The organism is Clostridium sp. AF35-15 (genome assembly GCF_003477745.1).
Classification (GTDB): Bacteria; Bacillota; Clostridia; order Lachnospirales; family Lachnospiraceae; genus Otoolea; species Otoolea fessa.
Genome location: NZ_QUDY01000005.1, coordinates 15,072 through 35,864, shown reverse-complemented (window position 1 = coordinate 35,864; position 20,793 = coordinate 15,072). Strand labels below are relative to the sequence as shown.

At 48.5% G+C, this 20,793-nt stretch carries 18 protein-coding genes, 1 tRNA gene and 1 pseudogene; 2 read left to right on the top strand and 18 right to left on the bottom strand.

Going from position 1 to position 20,793, the window contains the following annotated elements; all coding sequences use genetic code 11:
* Positions 1 to 60: 60 nt before the first annotated feature.
* The gene (locus DWZ76_RS07200; RefSeq protein ID WP_147341917.1) at positions 61 to 954 is read left to right on the top strand and encodes a selenium metabolism-associated LysR family transcriptional regulator; all 894 of its coding nucleotides are present in this window, start codon (positions 61 to 63) and stop codon (positions 952 to 954) included.
* Positions 955 to 998: 44 nt separating this feature from the next.
* Here DWZ76_RS07200 and DWZ76_RS15450 read toward each other — a convergent pair.
* The 7 genes and pseudogenes from DWZ76_RS15450 to DWZ76_RS07165 all read right to left on the bottom strand — a co-directional run bounded on the left by DWZ76_RS15450 (position 999) and on the right by DWZ76_RS07165 (position 8,808).
* Positions 999 to 2,411: pseudogene (locus DWZ76_RS15450) on the bottom strand (SAM-dependent methyltransferase).
* A 12-nt stretch (positions 2,412 to 2,423) separates the two neighbouring features.
* Complete coding sequence (locus DWZ76_RS07190; protein WP_106999746.1) at positions 2,424 to 3,788, bottom strand: PFL family protein; 1,365 nt, start codon at positions 3,786 to 3,788, stop codon at positions 2,424 to 2,426.
* Positions 3,789 to 3,818: 30 nt separating this feature from the next.
* Complete coding sequence (locus DWZ76_RS07185) at positions 3,819 to 4,091, bottom strand: ACT domain-containing protein (RefSeq protein ID WP_022360436.1); 273 nt, start codon at positions 4,089 to 4,091, stop codon at positions 3,819 to 3,821.
* A gap of 261 nt (positions 4,092 to 4,352) precedes the next feature.
* Positions 4,353 to 5,150: an MBL fold metallo-hydrolase gene (locus tag DWZ76_RS07180; RefSeq protein WP_022360435.1), complete on the bottom strand. Its 798-nt coding sequence runs from the start codon at positions 5,148 to 5,150 to the stop codon at positions 4,353 to 4,355.
* Between the two features lie 7 nt (positions 5,151 to 5,157).
* Positions 5,158 to 5,772, bottom strand: a complete 615-nt coding sequence (gene coaE / locus DWZ76_RS07175) for a dephospho-CoA kinase (RefSeq protein ID WP_333549076.1) — start codon at positions 5,770 to 5,772, stop codon at positions 5,158 to 5,160.
* Entirely contained in the window at positions 5,759 to 8,431 is a 2,673-nt protein-coding gene (gene polA, locus DWZ76_RS07170; protein ID WP_118472285.1) for a DNA polymerase I, read from the bottom strand. The genes coaE and polA overlap by 14 nt, the downstream gene beginning before the upstream one ends.
* 38 nt (positions 8,432 to 8,469) lie before the next feature.
* Entirely contained in the window at positions 8,470 to 8,808 is a 339-nt protein-coding gene (locus DWZ76_RS07165) for a zf-HC2 domain-containing protein (RefSeq protein WP_022360432.1), read from the bottom strand.
* Between the two features lie 207 nt (positions 8,809 to 9,015).
* On the opposite strand from DWZ76_RS07165, the gene DWZ76_RS07160 reads away from it, so the two are divergent.
* Positions 9,016 to 9,098: transfer RNA gene (locus DWZ76_RS07160), tRNA-Leu, on the top strand.
* 152 nt (positions 9,099 to 9,250) lie between these two features.
* Here the strand turns inward: DWZ76_RS07160 and DWZ76_RS07155 are convergent.
* The 11 genes from DWZ76_RS07155 to DWZ76_RS07110 all read right to left on the bottom strand — a co-directional run bounded on the left by DWZ76_RS07155 (position 9,251) and on the right by DWZ76_RS07110 (position 20,630).
* Entirely contained in the window at positions 9,251 to 10,099 is an 849-nt protein-coding gene (locus DWZ76_RS07155; protein WP_118472284.1) for a M15 family metallopeptidase, read from the bottom strand.
* Between the two features lie 4 nt (positions 10,100 to 10,103).
* Positions 10,104 to 10,427, bottom strand: a complete 324-nt coding sequence (locus DWZ76_RS07150) for a DUF4406 domain-containing protein (RefSeq protein WP_118472283.1) — start codon at positions 10,425 to 10,427, stop codon at positions 10,104 to 10,106.
* Positions 10,428 to 10,544: 117 nt separating this feature from the next.
* Entirely contained in the window at positions 10,545 to 11,033 is a 489-nt protein-coding gene (locus DWZ76_RS07145; RefSeq protein ID WP_118472282.1) for a phage holin family protein, read from the bottom strand.
* Positions 11,030 to 11,152 (bottom strand): CD1375 family protein, encoded by a 123-nt coding sequence (locus DWZ76_RS15410; protein ID WP_279220582.1) that lies wholly within the window; start codon positions 11,150 to 11,152, stop codon positions 11,030 to 11,032. Before DWZ76_RS15410 ends, DWZ76_RS07145 begins: the two co-directional genes overlap by 4 nt.
* On the bottom strand, positions 11,152 to 11,529 hold the full coding sequence (locus tag DWZ76_RS07140) for a hypothetical protein (RefSeq protein WP_118472281.1): 378 nt from the start codon (positions 11,527 to 11,529) through the stop codon (positions 11,152 to 11,154). The genes DWZ76_RS15410 and DWZ76_RS07140 overlap by 1 nt, the downstream gene beginning before the upstream one ends.
* 933 nt (positions 11,530 to 12,462) lie before the next feature.
* Positions 12,463 to 13,485, bottom strand: a complete 1,023-nt coding sequence (locus tag DWZ76_RS07135; RefSeq protein WP_118472280.1) for a tyrosine-type recombinase/integrase — start codon at positions 13,483 to 13,485, stop codon at positions 12,463 to 12,465.
* Positions 13,486 to 13,937: 452 nt separating this feature from the next.
* Complete coding sequence (locus DWZ76_RS07130; RefSeq protein ID WP_118472279.1) at positions 13,938 to 14,870, bottom strand: hypothetical protein; 933 nt, start codon at positions 14,868 to 14,870, stop codon at positions 13,938 to 13,940.
* A gap of 2 nt (positions 14,871 to 14,872) precedes the next feature.
* Positions 14,873 to 15,076, bottom strand: a complete 204-nt coding sequence (locus tag DWZ76_RS07125) for a hypothetical protein (RefSeq protein ID WP_118472278.1) — start codon at positions 15,074 to 15,076, stop codon at positions 14,873 to 14,875.
* Positions 15,073 to 17,310, bottom strand: coding sequence for a phage tail spike protein (locus tag DWZ76_RS07120; protein WP_118472277.1), 2,238 nt, complete (start codon positions 17,308 to 17,310; stop codon positions 15,073 to 15,075). The genes DWZ76_RS07125 and DWZ76_RS07120 overlap by 4 nt, the downstream gene beginning before the upstream one ends.
* Positions 17,311 to 18,009, bottom strand: a complete 699-nt coding sequence (locus tag DWZ76_RS07115; RefSeq protein WP_118472276.1) for a mtfA protein — start codon at positions 18,007 to 18,009, stop codon at positions 17,311 to 17,313.
* Positions 18,006 to 20,630: a phage tail tape measure protein gene (locus tag DWZ76_RS07110; RefSeq protein WP_118472275.1), complete on the bottom strand. Its 2,625-nt coding sequence runs from the start codon at positions 20,628 to 20,630 to the stop codon at positions 18,006 to 18,008. The genes DWZ76_RS07115 and DWZ76_RS07110 overlap by 4 nt, the downstream gene beginning before the upstream one ends.
* Positions 20,631 to 20,793: the final 163 nt, after the last annotated feature.

Below are 20,793 nucleotides of genomic sequence, written 5' to 3'. Positions count from 1 at the left end.
TTGGATTTTATCACAGAATCATTAAAAATTGATTTTATCTATAGAAAGGATTTTAAATATATGGACATCCGCCAATTAGAAGCTTTCGTGTACACCGTCAAATATCAGAGTTTTTCGCTTGCCGCCCAGAAGCTGTACATCTCACAGCCGACTGTCAGCGCCCACATCCGCAGTCTGGAGGAGGAATTTCACACCCAGCTTTTAAAGCGCACCACCAAATCGCTCTCCCTGACTCCTGCCGGGACAAAATTATATTCCTATGCCACGGAGATTCTGACCCTGCAGCAGAAAGCAATCGTGGAACTCGCCAACGAGACGAAACCGCAGCTTCGGATCGGCGCATCCTCCGTTCCGTCCCTTTATTTTCTGCCGGAACTTTTAAGCGCTTATCACGCAGTTCATCCTGATATCCGTGTCTATGCCTCCTGCTCAGACAGCCTGGACGTTGTACATAAGGTGGATGACGGCATCTGCGACATCGGTCTGGTCGGAACTACTACCTCGGACACCTCCTGCGAATTTCTCCCATTTGCCTCCGATGAGCTTGTGATCGCTGCCCCCGCCACACCGCATTATCAGGCTTACCAGTCTATTCCATCACCGCTGGATGCCCTTTTAAAAGAACCGTTTCTGCTCCGGGAAGATAATTCCGGCACAAAACAGGAAACCCTTTATTTCCTGAAAAATAAAGGGCTTTCACTCGATGATTTAAATGTTATTGCCGTGATGGACGATGCCGCCGCCCTCAAGCAGTGTATCATGCTGGGAATGGGCATCTCCATTCTCTCAAAAGCAACTATACAGGCAGATGCACGGCAGGGGAAACTGCTTCTCTTTCCGCTTGGGGAAGCTGCCTTTCTCCGGAAACTCTATCTGGTGTATTCACCGGTTAAGTATATGGCGGAGGAAGGCGGGGTGTTTTTGGAATTTGCGAAGAGGTTTTATCAGCTATAACTGTCCAGCATTATCAACCCCCATAAAAGTGCTTTCTAAATTTCCTACGCCTCTTCCCCCACCAACAATCCATACAATGTCGGCTTCACATGCAATTCCTTCATCATTGTCTCTAATGCCGCCCCGTCTGCTTTCTTGCCCTGGCGGATCGCACGGATCATGATGTTTTTCGGTGTATGTTCCATGTCGATGAATTCGAGAATCTGCGTCCGGTAGCCGGACATTTCGAGGAGCTGCCCACGGATTCCGTCGGTCAGAAGCGCCGACATACGTTCTTTCAGAAGACCGTACTGTAAAACCGGCGACAGAAGGTCGTTCTGAATCTGCTTGTTAATCTCATGCTGACAGCATGGAACGGAAAGAATGACTTTTGCGCCCCATTTGACCGCTTTTGCCAGCGCATAATCGGTCGCTGTATCACAGGCGTGCAGCGTCACGACCATATCGACCTGATCGACGCCCTCATATCCGGCGATGTCGCCGTGCAGGAAGGTCAGGTTCTCAAATCCAAACTTCTTGCTCAGGCGGTTGCAGAGCGCAATGACATCTTTTTTCAGATCCAGACCGATGACACGGATCGAATATTTTTTCAGCACATGCAGATACTAATACATCGCAAACGTCAGATATGATTTCCCGCATCCGAAATCAATGATCGTATTCGTCCGGTTCGGATCGAGATTCGGAAGTACATCCTCAATAAATTCCAGGAAACGGTTGATCTGGCGAAATTTGTCGTAGCGGGATTTCACAACTTTGCCTTCTGCCGTCATGACACCGAGATCTACCAGAAATGGGACTGGGACGCCTTCCTGAAGGACGTATTTTTTAGTACGGTTATGGGATAACGAAGCCAGACGTTCTGAAAACGCTGCGGCATCCATGCCAGCCGACAGTCCTGTTCCTGCATTTTTCTGCTGTTTCGCATTGCTCTGCAGTTTACCATTTCCCTGTATTTTAGCACTTCTCTGCATCTTTCCGTTTTCGTGACTTGACTGACTCTGACCCGATTTTTCGAGCGAATTTTCTTTCACATCTGCATGACTCTTCGCCGGCATCTGCTTTCCAGCTTTCTGCACATCACCTGCTGCCACCGATACCGTCCGATTCTCTGCCCTTTTAACCCCTACCTTCTTCTCTTTGATCGTCACTGTCCCCTTCTTACTGATCAGAATATTGACAATCCCGTGAAGCGACGCGATCTCCGCATTGCGGTAACGGTTTTCCAGTTCTCCGAGCAGGTACTCGACGGTCTTTTCTGCGTTCTGATTTTTCTGAAATGCCTGTTTTTCCGTAAATTCTTCCGTCTGAAAAGCAAGCGCCCCCCGCAGAAGCAGAGGACGCACGGTTAATTTCAGATAGGATTCACGGGTTCTCGGGTTGCTGAAAATGATTCGCTCCAGATCGGCATCAAGATACCGCAGAAGCACCTCTCTCAGTTCCTGTGATTTATCCATATGAAACTCCTATTAGTTCTTAAAGCTGTGTACTGGTGCCGGGATACGTCCGGTACGTTTGACAAAGTTGTCGCAGGAGAAACGGTTGACCGGAATGATCGGCGCATAGCCAAGCAAACCGCCGAACTCTGCCGTATCGCCCACTGTTTTCCCGATGACCGGAATCAGGCGGACTGCCGTTGTCTTCTGGTTGATCATGCCGATTGCCGCCTCGTCCGCGATGATACCGGCGATCGTGGTCGCTTTCGTATCGCCTGGGATCGCAATCATATCAAGACCTACAGAGCAGACACAGGTCATTGCTTCCAGCTTCTCAATCGTAAGCGCACCCTCAGAAACTGCATCGATCATGCCCTGATCCTCGCTGACCGGAATAAACGCACCACTGAGTCCGCCAACATAGGAGGACGCCATGATGCCGCCCTTCTTAACCTGATCATTTAACATTGCCAGCGCTGCTGTTGTACCCGGGGCACCGCTGCGCTCTAAGCCGATCTCTTCCAGAATCTCCGCCACACTGTCTCCGACTGCCGGAGTCGGTGCCAGCGACAGATCAATGATGCCAAACGGAACGCCCAGACGTTTGGACGCCTCCTGTGCTACCAGCTGTCCAACACGGGTGATCTTGAACGCCGTCTTCTTGATCGTCTCACACAGCACCTCAAAGTTCTCGCCACGTACCTTTTCCAGAGCCGTCTTTACAACTCCCGGACCGCTGACGCCGACGTTGATGATCGCATCCGCCTCAGTCACGCCATGGAATGCACCTGCCATGAACGGGTTATCATCCGGCGCGTTGCAGAATACAACCAGCTTCGCACAGCCGAGGGAATCATTGTCCTTCGTTGCCTCTGCGGTTGCCACAACCATCTCGCCCATCAGACGGACCGCATCCATGTTAAGACCTGTCTTGGTAGAACCGACATTGATGGAGCTGCACACACGGTCGGTGCAGGCAAGTGCCTGCGGGATCGAGCGGATCAGAAGCTCTTCCGCCGGTGTCATTCCCTTGGAAACCAATGCGGAATAGCCTCCGATAAAGTTGACGCCCACTTCTTTCGCTGCCTTATCAAGTGTTTTCGCAATCTCTACAAAATCCTCGCTCTTCTTGCAGGCACTTCCACCTACCAGCGCGATCGGAGTAACCGAGATACGTTTATTGACGATCGGAACCCCAAATTCACGTCCGATGGCATCGCCGGTCGATACAAGATCTTTCGCATAAGTTGTAATCTTATTGTAGATCTTCTCATTCATCTTCGCCAGATCACTGTCCACACAGTCTAAGAGGCTGATACCCATCGTGATCGTCCGCACATCCAGTTTTTCATGCGCGATCATGTTATTAGTTTCCAGAACTTCCTGCATGTTAATCATTGGTTTTACGTCCTTTCTGAAAATATTTGCTTAGATTCTGTGCATACTGGTAAAAATCTCTTCTCTCTGACAGAGAATCTTTACGCCGATCTCCTGTCCCAGCTTGTCCAGCTCATGCGCCATATCATCAAAGGATGTCTTGGAACCGGAAATATCCACGATCATCATCATGTTGAAATATTCCTGCAGGATCGTCTGCGTGATGTCAAGAATGTTCATGTTGTGGTCAGCCAGATAATTACACGTTTTTGCAACGATACCGACGCGGTCCTGTCCAACGATAGTAATAATAATCTTACTCATAGGTTTCATCCTCCTGTGTGCTCTCCGTCCTATGGCGGAAATGTTTTTATGACTTACTAATTTCTATAAAAACTCAACTGCCATCCGGCTGCTGACTTTTACACCTAAAATGATATTCCGTTACTGGACACGTATGCGTGTACAGTAACGATATTTCTGTCAACCCCACACGTTTGTCCATGCCTCCAAGCCATAACCCCAAATATATCTTCTGGCTTATTTTCAGACTTTGTATAACCAATTTTAATACTTTTACGTCTTCTACACCGTCACAATCTGCGACACTGCATCGCGTTTTGCCACTGTGATCGGGAAATCATTCGCCTTATACGGCGTATCTCCCTCTGTGATCTCCAGACGCACCGTCTCATATGCCAGCTCTTCGTAATTATTTTCCTTACTCAGATGCCCCAGGAAAATATGCTTTAAATTGTCATGCAGAATGGAACTTAAAAGCCGTCCCGCATTTTCATTGGAAAGGTGTCCGTAATCGCCTAAGATACGACGCTTCAGGTAATACGGATACGGTCCTGCCTCCAGCATTTTGACATCGTGGTTGGCTTCCAGCAAAATCGCATCCAGCCCCTGCAGATGGTCAATGATGTACTGGGAATAATGCCCCATATCCGTCGCCACCGCCACCGATCTTTTTTCATTCTGAACCCGGTAGGCAACAGGATTCGCTGCATCATGGTCGATCCGGAACGGTTTGACTTCCAGATCTCCTACCATAAAATCAACATCCGGCGTAATCGGGTGCATCAGATCTTCCGGAATCTCGCCAAGACTCTTGGAATCCTGAATTTCCTCTAATGTCTCTTTTGTGCTGTAAATAGGTGTGCCATATTTGCGCGCCAGCACGCCGAGCCCTTTGATATGGTCGGAATGTTCATGCGTGATGAGAATTCCATCCAGTTCCCGCGCATTCAGCCCCAGGTCATTTAACCCCATCTCAATACGCTTGTTGCTGATCCCCGCATCCACCAGAACGTGGGTGTTGTCGCTTCCTATATAAATACAATTCCCGCTGCTGCCGCTGGCAATACTAACCATCCGCATATGTATCCTAATCCTCTTTTCCTAAAAATGACGCTATCTGCTTCCGAATATCCTCAATCCCGCCGTTGTTGTCCAGCACACGCGTCGCAAAACTCCGGTAATCGTCCTCGGATGCCTGATTTGCCATGATGCCCCGGCATTTTTCCTCGCTGTAGCCGCGGCTTGCCATCAGACGTTTGATGCGGTTCTCCACCGATGTGTATACATACCAGATTTCATCAAACATCGCATTGTGCTCGTCATCATAGAGAGCTGCCTCCACAACGATGATCTCCTTGTCGGAATGGTTGATCGCATAGCGGATCTCCTCCCACGCCATCGGGTGGATGATGGCGTTCATCGTCTCCACCGCCTCTTTATTCTGGAAAATAAGCGCCGCCAGCTTTTTGCGGTCAATGCTGCCGTCCTTATTTAAAAAGGAATCACCCAGCGCCTCTACCACATGCTGATAGCCTTTCTTACCCGGCTCCATGAGCTGGTGAGCCACTTCATCTGCCTTAATAATTTCCGCGTCAAATTCCTCCTGCAGCACACGCAGGACCTCACTCTTACCGGAACCAACGCCTCCGGTAATACTGATTATCTTCATGTTTATCTGTACCTTTCCATTATTTCGTTTCAAACCACGAATTTCCCATCTTCATATCGATTTCCAGCTCCACCTGCAGCTGCGCCGCACGTTTCATCTCCGTCGCCAGAATCGACTGCACCTGTTCCAGCTCTTCTTTCCAGGTTTCAATCAGGAGTTCATCGTGCACTTGGAGGACAATGCGGGAACGCAGTCCTTCGCGGCGCAGGCGTTGATCGACGCGGATCATCGCAATCTTGATAATGTCGGCTGCAGTTCCCTGAATCGGGGAATTCATCGCCACACGCTCACCGAACGAACGCTGCATAAAATTGCCGGATTTCAGCTCAGGAATCGGTCTCACACGCCCATACATAGTCTTGACCTCGCCGTATTTCCTGCCCGTTTTTACCAGACCATCGAGGAAACGTTTGACATCCGGGTAGGTTTCAAAGTAGCGCTCAATGTACTCGGTCGCTTCCTTGCGGGAAATGCCGAGATCTTCGCCCAGTCCAAACGCGCTGATACCATATACGATACCGAAATTGACTGCTTTTGCATTGCGGCGAAGCTGCGGTGTCACTTCCTCAAGCGGCACATGGAATACCTGCGACGCCGTGATCGCGTGGATGTCCTCCGCCTGCCGGTATGCCTGGATGAGGTTCTTATCATTCGACATATGCGCCAGCACACGCAGCTCAATCTGGGAATAATCAGCGTCAACCAGCACACAGCCCTCGCGCGGTACAAACAGCTTCCGGATCTCGCGTCCCAGCTCCATACGCACCGGAATGTTCTGCAGGTTCGGCTCTGTACTGCTGATACGTCCTGTCGCTGTGATCGTCTGGTTAAAGGTTCCGTGGATTCGTCCGTCCTCCCGGATAAATGCACCCAGCCCGTCCGCATAGGTCGATTTGAGTTTCGCCACCTGGCGATAGTCTAATACTTTCCGCACAACCGGATACTCCGGCGCCAGTTTTTCCAGCACATCCGCCGCCGTCGAATAGCCGGTCTTCGTCTTTTTGCCGCCCGGCAGGGACATTTTTTCAAATAAAACCTCACCCAGCTGCTTCGGGGAATTAATATTAAATTCACAGCCCGTCTCGGCGTAAATCTCCTGCTCCAGTTTCTCTACCTGCGTCTGGAGGCGTTCGCCGTAGGCTTTCAATTCCTCCCGGCGCACCTGAATACCTTCCTCTTCCATATGGTAGAGGCTGTAAATAACCGGCATCTCTATCTCATAAAAGAGATGCAGCATTCCATGTCTTCGAAGCCGCCCCAGCAGGATTTCCCGCGATTTCCACGCCGTATATGCCATGTAGCAGACACAATTCAACGCTTTCTCCGGCATTGTCTCAAATGCATCCGACAGCGCCGTTTTTCCAAGCAAATCGACCTGTGACGGCACGGTCATATCCAGGTAATCGCGCGCCAGGTCATCATATCCATAGGTATCCTTGAGCGGATTTAACAGATACGCCGCCACGCCTGCGTCCATAACCGCACGGTTTCCTTCTGCATTCCGGATGCCGTCCACGATCCGGCGGCTGTGATTTTTAAGAAATGGAAGCTGGATTTTGAGATCCAGAACCGTCACAGACGGAACCACCTCCATCAGGCGTTCCAGCTCCTCCGCCAGATACTGTCCGGTCAGGAACCCAACCGCCGGGATCGCATAGATCGATGTCCCGTCCAGGCAGAGTGCCAGTGCCACAACCTCTCCTTTTTCAATCACCAGCTGCGCGCCGATCTCCTCCGCCCGCTGTGCACGGTCAAAAATCACCTGTGCCTCGCCAAAATCATTTACCAGACGGAAAGATTTTTCCATTTCTGATGACGCAAAGGCGTCCTCACCAAATTTCTGCAGAATGGACTTAAATTCCAGCTGCTTCATATACTGATATGCCTCCGGCGTATAAAGCGAATCCAGCTTCGCCTCCTCCAGCGAAAAACCAATCTCGCAATTGATGCGGATCGTTGCCAGATCCTTGCTCATCTGCGCCATGTCATAATGCTCCCGAAGCGCTTTCTGTGCGCGCGGCGGCTTTACCTCATCAATGTGTGCATACGCATTCTCAATGCTTCCGTAGGTGGTAATCAGGCTGGTTGCCGTCTTTTCACCGATCGATGGCACGCCCGGAATATTATCCGAAGTATCGCCCATCAGCGCCTTTACATCAATAAATTCGATCGGCGTCACCTGATACTCCGCCTTCACATCCTCCGGGTAATAGTCGCGTATCTCCGTCGTACCTTTCGAAGTACGCGGCATCCGAATCTTAATGTGCGTATCTGCAAGCTGCAGCAGGTCACGATCTCCTGATACGATAGAAACCTCCACGCCCTCCGCCGCACAGCGTTTCGCGATCGTTCCCAGAATATCGTCTGCCTCATACCCCGCCTTGGTAAGAATCGGCACGCCCATCGCTGTCAGCACTTCCTTCATCACCGGAACCTGCTCATGCAGCTCCTGCGGCATCGGTTTTCTCGTTCCCTTGTATGCCGCATACATTTTGTGACGGAATGTCGGCTCTTTCAAGTCAAATGCCACTGCCAGATAGTCTGCCCCCTCATCTTCGATCACCCGGAACATGATATTTAAAAATCCGTACACTGCATTGGTGTGGAGTCCCTTCGAATTTGTCAACTCCGGCACCCCGTAAAATGCCCGGTTGAGTATACTATGACCATCTATCAGCACTAATTTGCCCATCTGTTTCCGTCTCCTGTTCTATCACTTGTTGCTTTTTTCTATGGTGCCAGCCAAATCCTGACCTGCAGCATCACCGTCACCAATACCGCCATCACGCCCAGCGTATTGACCGCATACTCCATTTTCCGGAAGCGCCACATCCGGCGCACACGGGCATATGACTCAGCGATCCGCTTCTGCAGTGCGCCCATGATATCAAAAGTACCCGATCCGGTGTCCAGCTGTTTCAGTCCGACATCCACCATAAAATAAATTTCCAATTCTTCCTGACAGTTGCGACAATGTTCCAGATGCTCCAGAAACGCTTCCAGCTCATCCCCGCTCAGTTTATCCTGGATATACGGCGTCACAAGACGCTCCGCTTCCCGACAGGTCACAGACGCCACCTCCTTTTCCAGTCTGTCATTCCATATGAATTATCATTCACGCATGACGCGTTCATAAACCCATTTGAACCTAATCATACCTTATTTTAATGAAACACGCAAGCCCCTGCGAATGCTTCGCTTCTTAATTTCAAAACAAACAAAAAAACAGTTGCAATCTGTCTCCAATTTTGGTAAGATAAAAAGCGTCGATAGACAGCCGGCTTGTCGGAATGGCAGACGAGGTGGACTCAAAATCCATTGGTGGCAACACCGTGCGGGTTCAAGTCCCGCAGCCGGCATATTTGAAACCCCTTGAAAATATTGGATTTTTCCTTTATTTTCAAGGGGTTTCGGCGTTTTAGAGGTAAAACATGTAAATGTAAAAACAGGCTTTTTAAAGGTATTATGCAACACGAATGCAACACGAAAAAAGGACTATTTTTACATCACTTCACACATTCTGGATATGACCGTCCTCTGCTATCCGGTCAGCCGTAATCATCCAGCCGTCAGAATCAAACGCATACGCCTGTCCGTCAATCTGGCAGACTGCATCGTGCCGGTAGGTGTACCCACTCAGCAGATACCACCAACGCCCGTCCTGGCACACCCAGCCAGTAAGATACTTGCCAGACACCCAGCCGTCCGCAGTCTGGATCCACGGATCGCCGTCGGCAAAGCATTTATTAATTGGCTGCACACGCTGATCCTTGGTGTAGCGCTTGCCTGTGTCTGTACCTTTTGGAGTTGTTCGTATGATAAGTGAGGACGCAGTGACTCTCAACCCGCGTATGCCGCTCTTAATTTCTTTAAGATCGGTGATCACCGTTTTTGACTGTTCTGGTACCGTGCTGTTCTCCACCGCCCAGGTCTTTTTAAACGCCTCAAATGTCCCATATTTCTGTTTCAAAATCCCAGTACCGCTGCCCCAATCCGGCAAATATACGTGTGGCTTGTCTACGATGCTTTTCCAATCGCCTCCCCATGCAAGCCCCAGCTGCTTGGCGATCGCTCCAACCCGATTGAAATAATCTCCTGCTTCGTTGTATGCACCTTTTCCGTCAGCGCGGTAAAAATCCGCTGCGATGCCCCACTGGTGCTGACTGCTGTAGCTGCTGCCTTTTGCATTCGTGACAATACTGCCCGGCTGCGTGCGTCCTTGTGCATACAGAGCGTCCTGTTCGGCGACGCTCCGGAAAGATTCCCCGATTTTAATCGGCAAACCTGCACCGGCACACTTATCGACGAGCTGCGCAGTCAGGGTCTGGAGACGCGGATGGCATAATGTAATATCTCTCATAATCTCACTCCTCATAAATAACAGTCAGACCGTAAGCTACAGCCGCCTCGTGCTCTAACCGGCAGCCCCGCGCTTGTTCCCATCCTTTACAAAAATACGCCGCATGACACAGAGACATATTTTCCAGTGACTTTGCAAGGAAGCAAAGCGGGATCTGCACCACGCCGCGTTTCTCCATGTTTTCACGGTTGTACCACTCATCTGTAAACAGGGTATTCACGATCTCGTATCCCCGCGCCTCCAGCGCCTTGATCGCCTTTTCTCTGGTTGCGATAATTTCCTCATCCGTTTTTCCAGCCATCGGCTGAGATAACATTGCTTTCATCATTGATTTGTCCTCTTTTCTTTATAATATGTAAGGAGCGGAACTAGGTCCGCCCTGTTGCGATATCGCAATGGCAGCCATGACCCAGGCTGCCGCGGGAGATATCCGGATCACCTCCTTCTATGCATGGTTGTCTCCGTTTTCGCCTTTGCTGTCAATCTTGTTTTTAAGGACGGCTATGTATTTTGCAAGCCATTCCGGCACTGGTGCTCCCATGCGCCCGGCATTTTCAGTAATCGACAATGCCTCATTGAGTAAATACCAGACCGTTACCAGTAATGACAGCATCGTATTAGGCAGCGATGCTCCCAGCACACTTGATGTCTGGATAATAACGTAATCAATTACCATCGCCACCGCGATCACAAACAGATAAGCCACTTTTTTGGCGATCCCGATCGCCCCCTTGCGGCTACTCCACCCATAAGTCTTATCGTTTGGATGCTCCAACGCCTCCACCCTGCTTGCTGCCATACCGGACAGATAATCAATCACCATGAGAGCCAGAAGCAACCCCAGCAAATAAAAAGTAACTCCCAGCTTGTCGCTGAGGTAGGCCACCAATCCGGTCGCCAGCATCTGCATTGTTACGCACGCATTTCTACTCATCTTTCCACCTCCTCCGGATGTTCTTTCAGCCATTTTTCAGTCGCTTTTTTCCAGTAAGTCGGCACCTCTTCCAGTGTCATTTTCCCGCTTCTGATTCTTTTCCCATAAAACGCCCCCATTACTCTACACCTTCTTTCTCTGCCAGCTCGCTTGTCGCTGTTCCAAGATCATTGATCGCCTCATCTTGCACCGCCTGTCCCTCTTCCAGGGCATCCAAACGTTTTTCCGTATCGGTTTTCTCACGGAAAGAAAACGTGGTCTGTACGCCATCAGATACTTCCTGCGAGGTTTCAGATTCAAGAATCAAGTCCGTATATGTCCCGACAGTCATTCCAGCATTATTCTGGAATTTTACTTCTGCCAGATTTTCCGGAGTCAGTGTTTTCCAAGCCACCAGCATAGCATCCTTGCTGTCAAACTTGGCTGTCACCGCTGACAGGGATGCGCCCGTCTGCAGTTCGATTGTTGTGTTGTCTTTGAGAATCATTTTGTCCATGTTCTTTTCCCTCTCTTTCTTTTTTTGATATATAAATAAAGAGCCTTTCGGCTCAGTATTTTCAAATTCAGTTATTCTTTTAAATAGCGAGGTCTCTGCCCGCTGGAACAATGCCACACCTAAAACACTATGGATAAATGTAATTCCAAGCGCAATAAATACGGACTATAAATATCAGCACAATAGTTTAATCGGCGCAAATATGGTAAGTTTGGCTTTTGAATCTGCAGTATACGACATACTTATCTTAACAGGCAATGGTCGCACATATGGAACGACAGTGGCAAACACATTTACGGATGATCCTTATTGGAAAAGCACAATTCAGGCTTCGTTCGATTCGAATACCGGAACCGTAACGTTTCGTATCTTGTTCAAAGGTAGTTCACAGATATTTAATAATTTGGCTTTAAAAGCGGTTACGTATTTAAAAATAGGATAATATGCCAAAAGGTTGTCCCCATGAAATAGCGAGCTATCGTGGAAATCTTTTGCAAATGGCGTATCATCAGTAGATATAAGCAGTTTGTCATGGAAAGCAATTCATGTTTTTATCATCGTTAATTCAAATAACCACGTGACTTTTTCGATTCCACTGGTCTATCCTCTGGTTCGTGCATCCGGCAATGAATTTCGATTTTATAATTTTGGTATGTATTTTAATTCTGGAACATATGTAGGCGGCAGAATAGGTGTGTCGATTCAGAGGATTTATATAGATTCAGTATTATTATACGGGCAGGAAGTTAAAGAAAGTTCGCACATGTGGGTGTCTTATAGATAACTAAGGAAATCGTAATTTAACCGTGAAAATCTTACCCATCTTCCGGGTCAAAATGCTGCCTGATCTCCTCTTCTCTCCGCTCTCCTATTTTTATGTACAACAAAAAAGCCGCCATTTCTGCCGACTCAAAAAACTACTCCTCTCCTCTTCTATGCTGCGTATTTACGATACGACTCTCTCACGTTATCCTGCTTGATATTGCAGTAAATTAATGTGGTCTCTATCTTTGTGTGTCCCATCAGCACCATGACCTCCTCGATCCGCATTCCTCGATTCAAGAGATCTGTCGCAAAGGTTCGGCGAAATCGATGCGGATGCACATTTCCGACCCCTGCCTTTTTCCCTAAAGATTTCACAAGATATTGTACTCCCGCCACTGTCATGCAGCTATACGGCTTCTTCGCAGATACAAAAAGCGGTTTCTGCGCCAGTTCTTCCATTGTCAGCCCCTCTTTTGCCATTCTCCACCTTAGATATCGGTAGAGATGAAAGCAAGCTACGTCTGAGACGTATAATCTCCTCTCCTTTCGGCCCTTACCCATAACTTTGAACTCCTGCTTGTATAAATCTATATCTCCTACACTTAAGCTGCATAGCTCGGACACACGCACTCCCGTCGCATACAAAAACTCTATCAGTGCTCTATCCCGCGGACGCTCACAGGCGATCCGGAGGGCTTCCAGCTCCTGTGCCGAAAAGGCTTTTTTGATTGTGCTTTCGATCCGGAGTGATTCAATTCGCGCCACAGGATTATCTTTCACAAGGTTTTCTTTTTGTAGGAAGGTCCAGAAGCTATTTAGATACCGCATCCGCCCCTGCAGAGTGACCATGCTGATTTTATTCCGCTCCCGGAGCATTCCAAAATACCACCGTAGGTCCATTGTGGTGATATCTTCAATGTTCTTTTGGAGTGCATTCCGGCAGTTGGTAACTTCCCGGATGTACTGAGCCAGTGTGTTATCTTGTCGTCCGGAAACTTTTTTACTGGCAACAAACAGCCGCATCTTTACAGTGTCGCTGTCTGTGCCAGTTGCCTGGAGTTCATTCTTCTCTTCTACTACTCTCACGCCGTGGAAATTGATGTACAGGACATTCTGCAACTTGTCCAACTGCTCCTCATCCAGGCTGTTGCTCATCGCATTTACTACATTCATCAATAATTCTTCAATCATAAAATCTCTCCCTTCTAGCTCTTTCAGAGTATCAAAAAGGAGAGATTCTGTAAAATTTACTCAGTTAAATTACGATTTCAAGATGCCACATATATGTCAGTTAAAACGGTTCCATAGTGTCGGTAAACTTTAATTGAGCCCCAGGAGTTGATCAGTAAAACGCTTCCTTTAGCATTATCGTATTTATTGATAAGTCCGATCCATGCCTCGGCAGAATTTCGGTACAGAAGTGCAGCTACACCAGTTTTAAAAGTATTCCAATTAGCATACATGTCATTTTTTATGCCGTTACTGTCGTTGGCACTGACAGTATGAAGAGCATTGGTAAATAAGGCCTCGCTATTTCATGGTAATTTGAAATTCATACTTTTTCCAAGCTGCTGTATCCACATTGTAATTCTGAATGACACGCCTGTTACCAGTATAATGTGTAATGTTCTCATAATCTGAACTTATGATCCAATTTTAATGAAATTTACGAACTTATATCCCCAAATTCGACCTATCCAAAACTTATTTGTGAATCTAGGTGAAGTAATGATAAATGTACCCCATTGGCAACCTGCATCTGAAGTAGCATAGCCATTTCTCGTAATTAATAAGCCTACAAAGTCTCCAATTTGATAATCTGTAAATTTAGTGGATGCATTATCATTAACTGTTGAACTACAATTTACAAATTGATAATAACCAGAATGAGTTAATTGAGATGGAGATGATAATGTATCTATATCATAATTTTGGATATACCCTATTTCGCTATTTAACTGAGTAACCGCTTTCTCCGCCGCCACCAACCTTTTATCCAGCGCCGCGCCCTGCGTTCCCGCCAGAACGGTGGAGGCATCCGTTGCCAGAAGGTTATTTACAATCTTATTTTTATTGATAAGCTCATTCACAACCTTATTGGCAATCGCATCAATCAGCGCCTGCGCGGTACTCTCCCCTAAGGCACTCACTACCAAACCGTATGTATCGGTAATCTTGACTTTCGCAGCCGTTCCGTCAAAATCGCCCAAACCCTGAGCAATCTTTTTTGCTTCCGCTGCCGATGCTGCCGCTTGTGTCTTTGAATTATCCGCTGCCGCTGCGCTACTTGCCGCCGCTTTCTTCGAGGTATCCGCTGCTGTTGCACTTCCGGCCGCCTCACTCGCTTTGCTTGTGGCAGTTTCGATCGCGGACTGGATATCATCAACCGCTTTCTGTGCATTCTGCGATGCGCTGGAAGCATCCTCGGACGCCTGATTAACATTCTGCACCGTATCGTTCACAGTTCCTTGTATCTTCTCAAATGCCGCTACATTTGCCGCCCTGACATCCTTGCCGTAAGCCGCATCTTTCCAGGCTTTAATCTCTCCGCTTAAATCAATGTTATCAACCGCCATCTTTAGCCCTCCAATCCATCAACCAGCTCCTGTGCGTAGGATGTTACCGCAGCCACACTCTTAAGAACTGCCTTATCCACGATGATGCGATCCAAACGGATATTGTCCTTTACAATCACGCCATCATCATTGATCTCGCTGTAAACGATGCTTGCTCTTGTCCCAACTGCCGTATCAAAAATTGTAATTGCTGTTACTTTTTTCATTTCGTCAATCCCTCCATGTATTCCTGATAGTATCTTGCGCCGTCTTTGCCATATGTCTCTTTTTCTTTCTTTTCTCTCCGGTGAAACGCGTCCATTCGCTCCTGCTCAAGCCCTGCCTGCTTTGCTTTAATCTCCCAACCAAAGGACGCTCCGGCCGGACCTTTAACCACAAAATAACCAGAAGCCCTTTCTGTGACATAAAACGGAGCATCTGAGTAACCTTGAACAAATACCTGGTATTCCCCGAAGATGGTTTGCACAAACACCGGATCGATCCAGATGTAACACAAACCATCAGCTCCAATCTGCCCGCTTCCAATATCGCCAAACATTGGTGATGCTGTTTCATAGGCAGATAGACTAATTTTCCCGTAATTGGGAGTTTGTATTGTTCTGTGCTTCTTTCCGGTAACATTCAAATCACCTTCGACAGTCGCATCACCCGCAACATACATCTCATCTGGGTTGAGTTGAGCTGTCACAGATCCGTTTTCGTAAAATCCGATTCCAAAATGATATAACTCACAATAATTGCCATCTAAATTATCATCCATCCCATCGAACACCCTAAGATCGTCCGGAGTCATATGCATACATGTATACTTATCGGAAATTTTTACAGCCGACCACAAACCCTCATCGCCATTGCCAGAATCTCCTACATAATGAGATATATCGAAACTCACTGACACACCATCACCTGTAAGCAAAAAACTCTCGTTATCAAGTGAACAAATTGCATTTCCTGCAGTATCATACGCTTTCAATACACCGTTCGAATTGCCGACGCCGCCAAGCATCAGCGTCCCGCCCTTAATCCGGTCTGCGTACATTGTTCCAGATGTAATAAAATCCGCAATCAGATTTCCGTCGATGGTCCAGGCATTCCGATACACTCCATTGTATCCGCTGGTGGAAAATCCGATACCGTTCTTATTGAGCCGAATTACATTCTTGGCGTTGGCTTTTGTCGGCGCGTCCAGGATCAGTATTTCCTCCGGATGACCATTTTCAGACCGCCCGATCACTACATATCCGCCGAGTCCGCCGCTGATGAGCTGCGTTGCATTATTAATCTTCTGGTCGATGCCCTTTGTCGCCGCCTGTCCCACCTGCTCCACTTTCGCAGATAATTCCTTTTGGGATTTCGCCATGCTGCCAGATAACGTAGCAATCGTGCCGCCCAGAGAAACTGTGTCTTTTCCTGGCTCCTGCAGGTTTCGCGTACGTTCTTCCAGGATATACATAACATCCACACCGTGAGGACGGGATATAACCTTTGTCCAGTACCCAGTTTCCAAACGCTTGATATCGACATTCACGTTCGCCAGATCCACCGCCGTCAGCTTTAAAACATCACTCAAATAGATGGACTGCTCCAGATACGCCCGCGCCTTTTTGATGAGGTTTTCCGGCAGTGTGACATCCTCCCATTTGTGCTGACGGAAGATCCAGCCGTACCGCTGCACCGCATCCTCATCGTAAATAAAATCTTTGCCGCCATTCACGGATGTAATATCGACTGTTTTGGTGGTACTCTCTCCGCTGGAGGAGGTATCTTCCAGGTCTGCGCCGGTCGGAATCAGTGCGGTAAAAAGCTCCGTGGCATCCTGTGTCTTGCTGTAATCTGCCAGATTGACGCCGTACCGGATAACCTGATCGTTTGTCCCGCCGCCATCCGTCAGATAGTCCAGATAGCGCTTTCCAGCTTCGCACCGGGTCCGGAGATATCCGCCGTGGGTCTTTACCAGCTTATCCCGCAGGCAGTCCAGAGAACACGCATAATCAGAGTTGCTACGGTTAATGTAGTTGTTACTATCTACCACATTGACGCGCCCCAGAAGATACTGTTTACGTACCTCTACCTGTTCATTGTGAACCTTCAACACCTGAGTCATAAACTCCACAATACTGCCCTGGAACTCAAATGGCCGGATGATGCTATCGCATAGGTATGCGAGATCCGATTCGCAAGTGATTTGATGTGTCCGGTTAAACTCTTCTTCGGTCGTCATGCTCCGCCCTCGGAAGATCTCCATTCCGTCCTCATAAACAAATAATTCGGAAGACAGTGGCAGAATCTTGTCATAATACGGATGCTTCGGCGTAATCTTAAATTTAAGATACCCTGGAGAGTTGCCGGCATATTCTTTCAGCGTTGGATTCTCCAGCCGGAGAACCTGGTTCAAAAGCGGATATTCCTTTCCCTCCGTAACCACTGTAACTTTATACATCTACAGCACACCTCCTCTGAAATCAATCGACACGGTGCCGGTGCCAGTAAATTTCATAACGTTTGTTCCGGATCCCAGGATGATGTCATAGTTTTTATTGACTCCTTCTGTCAGCTCAAACGTCTTACCGCCTACCTCTACCGTCATGGCCGCACTGCAGGTAATCTCCGGAACTATCGGCATATCAGATCCGGTCACATCAACCGACAGGGAACCGGATATTGATATGCCGCTATATCCTCTGACTATGCCGTTCTCGAATGAAAACGGATCCCACAGCCAATTTTCCGCCGCTGTGTACCGTTCCATTTTAAATGGCTGCACATCGCCAGTAATCACAAAATCCGCCAGCACATCATTGCTTTTTGTCGTCTGCAATGAAAAACGCCCCTCATAGTAATAGTTCGGATCGTCTGGCAGAACGCACTTGATAACCTTTCCGTGCAACGTCTTGGCGATTTTACTGCTTAAATCATGCCATTCCGTGTAATCGTCAAACAGGGAAAAATTCAAGGTCAGCGTTCGGTTTTTATAACAAATCTGACCGTTTACCTCAGACAGATCCAGGAGCCCGTTCGCTCCTGGAATATCTAACAGATCCGTCTTAGCTTCGGGGAAGGAAATATTTATCGATTCCAATTTCAGCCCCCAGTCTGTAAAGGTTTTTATATCTGCCATCTGCACATCTGGATAAATCATCGTTCACTCTCCTTCCGCGCTCGTTCAATCTCGGTATCCACTGTAGGCGCTACAAGTGTGCCTACTTTTTCTCCATCCATTGTCACATCTCCGGTTATGCTGCCTTTTTCGAGGACAACCACTGTGCTTCCTTGTCCGCCGCCCGGCGTTGGTGCCGGCGGTACCTGATTCCCTGCTACCACAGTTCCGGATCTCTGTAATGCAATTCCCTGCATACTCTCCACCGCCCTTTGAGCAGAGCCAGCCGACGTTTTTTCCAGATTCGGTGTTTCTGCCACGATACCTCTCTCAAATCCGGCGATCATGTTCTTACCGATAACGTCCCGCATCAGCTTCGATGGGGAATGAATACCAAGGAAATCCTTTGCCGCGTCAAACGCTTTCTTCGCTGCATTCTTCGCCGCCTCTGCCAGCTTTCCAACCGAACCCGTGATTCCGGCTGTAATGCCTGTGATGATATTCTTTCCGATATTGCCCCACGACTGCCCTGTGAATCCCTTGACGATGCTCTGGGCGCCATTTTTCGCAAGACCTAAGAGTTTGGATGGCAGCGATGTGAGGGCACTCACAATGCCACTCAGGATGCTGGTAGCCGCTCCTTTAATCGCTCCGAGCATCCCTTTTAGGCCACTTGAAATTCCTTCACCTGCCTTTTTGGCAATTTCAAGAAGCTTTTGCGGTAAGCTCTGTATTGCTCCAACAATTGCTTTGAGTATCTCTGCAGCAGCTGAGGCAATCGCACCTACCATTGATATAATGCCATTTCTCAGCAGCGTAATAATATATATTCCAGAATTAACCCAGTTAAATGCCTGCAAGGTACTTACGATCGCCTGGATAATTTGCGGCAAGGCTGCAATAATATCCGGAATTGCCTGAATCAGTCCTTTTCCAAGAACCACTATCAACTGTACACCGGCCATTAACAGCTTTGGTGCGTTGTCATTGATGATTCCGGCAATGTTTATGATGATCTGCGGAACATACTGAAGCATCGCGGGCAGCCCGTCCATCAGACCCTGTGCCAGCTTTAATATCAAATCAATGCCGCCATCAACCAGTTTTCCGGCGTTGGAACGTAAGTTTTCGGTAAAGCCCTCTACCAGCGGAAGCCCCTGTTCGATAATCGACGGAAGATTCTCGGCAAACGCATTTGCCATCTGTCCAGCGGCTTCGATCATTCCCACGACGCCGCCTTCCTCAAACCCCTGCGTTAAGTTTGAGACTACATCGATTCCCAGCTTTGTGAAGTTCGTCAGCGGTTCCTTAACTGATTCATACAACTCCAAGGCGAGTGCTTGTGCCGCGGATCCCAGAATTGTCAGCTGCCCTTCCAGGTTATTCTGCATGGTTTCTGCCATTGCTGCCGCTGCACCATCGCAGTTTTCGATCGAACCTGCCAGTTTTTCATAGTCTGCATCCGACGCATTGATGATCGCCAGCATTCCGGACATAGCCTCTTTTCCGAACAGGGTTGCAGCTGCCTCCTCCTGCATCGCCGCCGTCATGCCATCCAACGATTCTTTACCGAGGGAAGATGCAAGCTGATATAGCTCTTCCTCCGAGAGCTGTCTTTCTTTCGTCAGCTTGATTCCAAGTTTCTGCTTTGCCTGAGCCTTAATCTCTTCTTTGGTCATATCCTTGATAAGCTCAACGCCTTCAAGGTATGCGATTTGTGCATTCCGCTGCTCTCCACTTAACCCTGACAGGCTGTCTGCCAGCCCCTCCGCTGTAAGTTTCTGCTCCGCCATCGCATAGTTCTGAGCACGCTCAGCGTCCGTGGTAATCGCAAACTTGTCTCGCAGATCCCCGATCAACTCACCAAACGGCTTTATACTTCCATCGGCATTTTGGATCGATATGCCAAGCCGCTCCATGACGCCCCGCATATCATCCGTTGGCTTTACCATGTTTACCAGCGCCGCTTTCAGTGAGGTGCCCGCCTGGCTGGCTTTGATACCGGAGTTCGCCATCAATCCGACCGCCAGCGCCACATCCTCCGCCGAATATCCCATCGCACCAGCGACCGGAGCCACGTATTTAAACGTCTCACCCATCATGCTGACGTTGGTGTTTGCGTTGGAGGATGCCTGTGCCAGTATATCCGCAAAATGAGTAGAATCCTGTGCCGACAAGCCGAACGCGGTAAGTGCGTCTGTGACAATATCAGAAGTCGTAGCCAGATCTTCGCCGGATGCCGCGGCAAGGTTCATGATACCCTCAATGCCGTTCAGCATATCGCTGGTTTTCCAGCCTGCCATTGCCATGTACTGCATCGCCTCGGCGGATTCGGTGGCGCTGAACTTCGTCTTTGCGCCCATTTCTTTCGCTTTATCTGTCAGGGCTGCCAGGTCCTCGCCGGTCGCACCGGAGATTGCCTCTACTTTCGACATCCCCGACTCAAAGCTCATGCCGATATCAAGGACAGCCCCGGCGGCATTCTTGGCCTGTGATACAACGCCGGTCAGCATATTTCCGGCAAAAACAGACAGCGCATTCTTTCCAATCTCACTAAACTTTGAGAATCCTGACTGCGCTGTTCCATTAATCTCGTCTAAGCCTTTTTTGACTCCGCTACTATCCAGTTCCGTGCCAATCTTTACAGTTCCATCATAGCCCATTCATTTCACCTCGCCTCTCGGACAAGAGAAAATCATCGGCTCATAATGGCTCTACTTGATTTGCTCTCCATTCTTTATCTTAATTTCAAATTCTTTTCCACAATTCCGCCCTTTACACGGTACGGTTATCCCATGACAATCTGATTTTTCAGAAAAAAAAATA

What these genes read in the sequence shown, in the direction of transcription:
- DWZ76_RS07125 (WP_118472278.1), bottom strand. Translation starts at nt 15,076, where the DNA reads ATGAAAAAAGTAACAGCAATTACAATTTTTGATACGGCAGTTGGGACA.
- DWZ76_RS07150 (WP_118472283.1), bottom strand. Translation starts at nt 10,427, where the DNA reads ATGATGAAAGCAATGTTATCTCAGCCGATGGCTGGAAAAACGGATGAG.
- DWZ76_RS07180 (WP_022360435.1), bottom strand. Translation starts at nt 5,150, where the DNA reads ATGCGGATGGTTAGTATTGCCAGCGGCAGCAGCGGGAATTGTATTTAT.
- DWZ76_RS07120 (WP_118472277.1), bottom strand. Translation starts at nt 17,310, where the DNA reads ATGTATAAAGTTACAGTGGTTACGGAGGGAAAGGAATATCCGCTTTTG.
- DWZ76_RS07115 (WP_118472276.1), bottom strand. Translation starts at nt 18,009, where the DNA reads ATGATTTATCCAGATGTGCAGATGGCAGATATAAAAACCTTTACAGAC.
- DWZ76_RS15410 (WP_279220582.1), bottom strand. Translation starts at nt 11,152, where the DNA reads ATGGGGGCGTTTTATGGGAAAAGAATCAGAAGCGGGAAAATGACACTG.
- DWZ76_RS07135 (WP_118472280.1), bottom strand. Translation starts at nt 13,485, where the DNA reads ATGATTGAAGAATTATTGATGAATGTAGTAAATGCGATGAGCAACAGC.
- DWZ76_RS07140 (WP_118472281.1), bottom strand. Translation starts at nt 11,529, where the DNA reads ATGGACAAAATGATTCTCAAAGACAACACAACAATCGAACTGCAGACG.
- DWZ76_RS07200 (WP_147341917.1), top strand. Translation starts at nt 61, where the DNA reads ATGGACATCCGCCAATTAGAAGCTTTCGTGTACACCGTCAAATATCAG.
- DWZ76_RS07190 (WP_106999746.1), bottom strand. Translation starts at nt 3,788, where the DNA reads ATGATTAACATGCAGGAAGTTCTGGAAACTAATAACATGATCGCGCAT.
- polA (WP_118472285.1), bottom strand. Translation starts at nt 8,431, where the DNA reads ATGGGCAAATTAGTGCTGATAGATGGTCATAGTATACTCAACCGGGCA.
- DWZ76_RS07185 (WP_022360436.1), bottom strand. Translation starts at nt 4,091, where the DNA reads ATGAGTAAGATTATTATTACTATCGTTGGACAGGACCGCGTCGGTATC.
- DWZ76_RS07110 (WP_118472275.1), bottom strand. Translation starts at nt 20,630, where the DNA reads ATGGGCTATGATGGAACTGTAAAGATTGGCACGGAACTGGATAGTAGC.
- DWZ76_RS07155 (WP_118472284.1), bottom strand. Translation starts at nt 10,099, where the DNA reads ATGAGAGATATTACATTATGCCATCCGCGTCTCCAGACCCTGACTGCG.
- DWZ76_RS07130 (WP_118472279.1), bottom strand. Translation starts at nt 14,870, where the DNA reads ATGGCGGTTGATAACATTGATTTAAGCGGAGAGATTAAAGCCTGGAAA.
- DWZ76_RS07145 (WP_118472282.1), bottom strand. Translation starts at nt 11,033, where the DNA reads ATGAGTAGAAATGCGTGCGTAACAATGCAGATGCTGGCGACCGGATTG.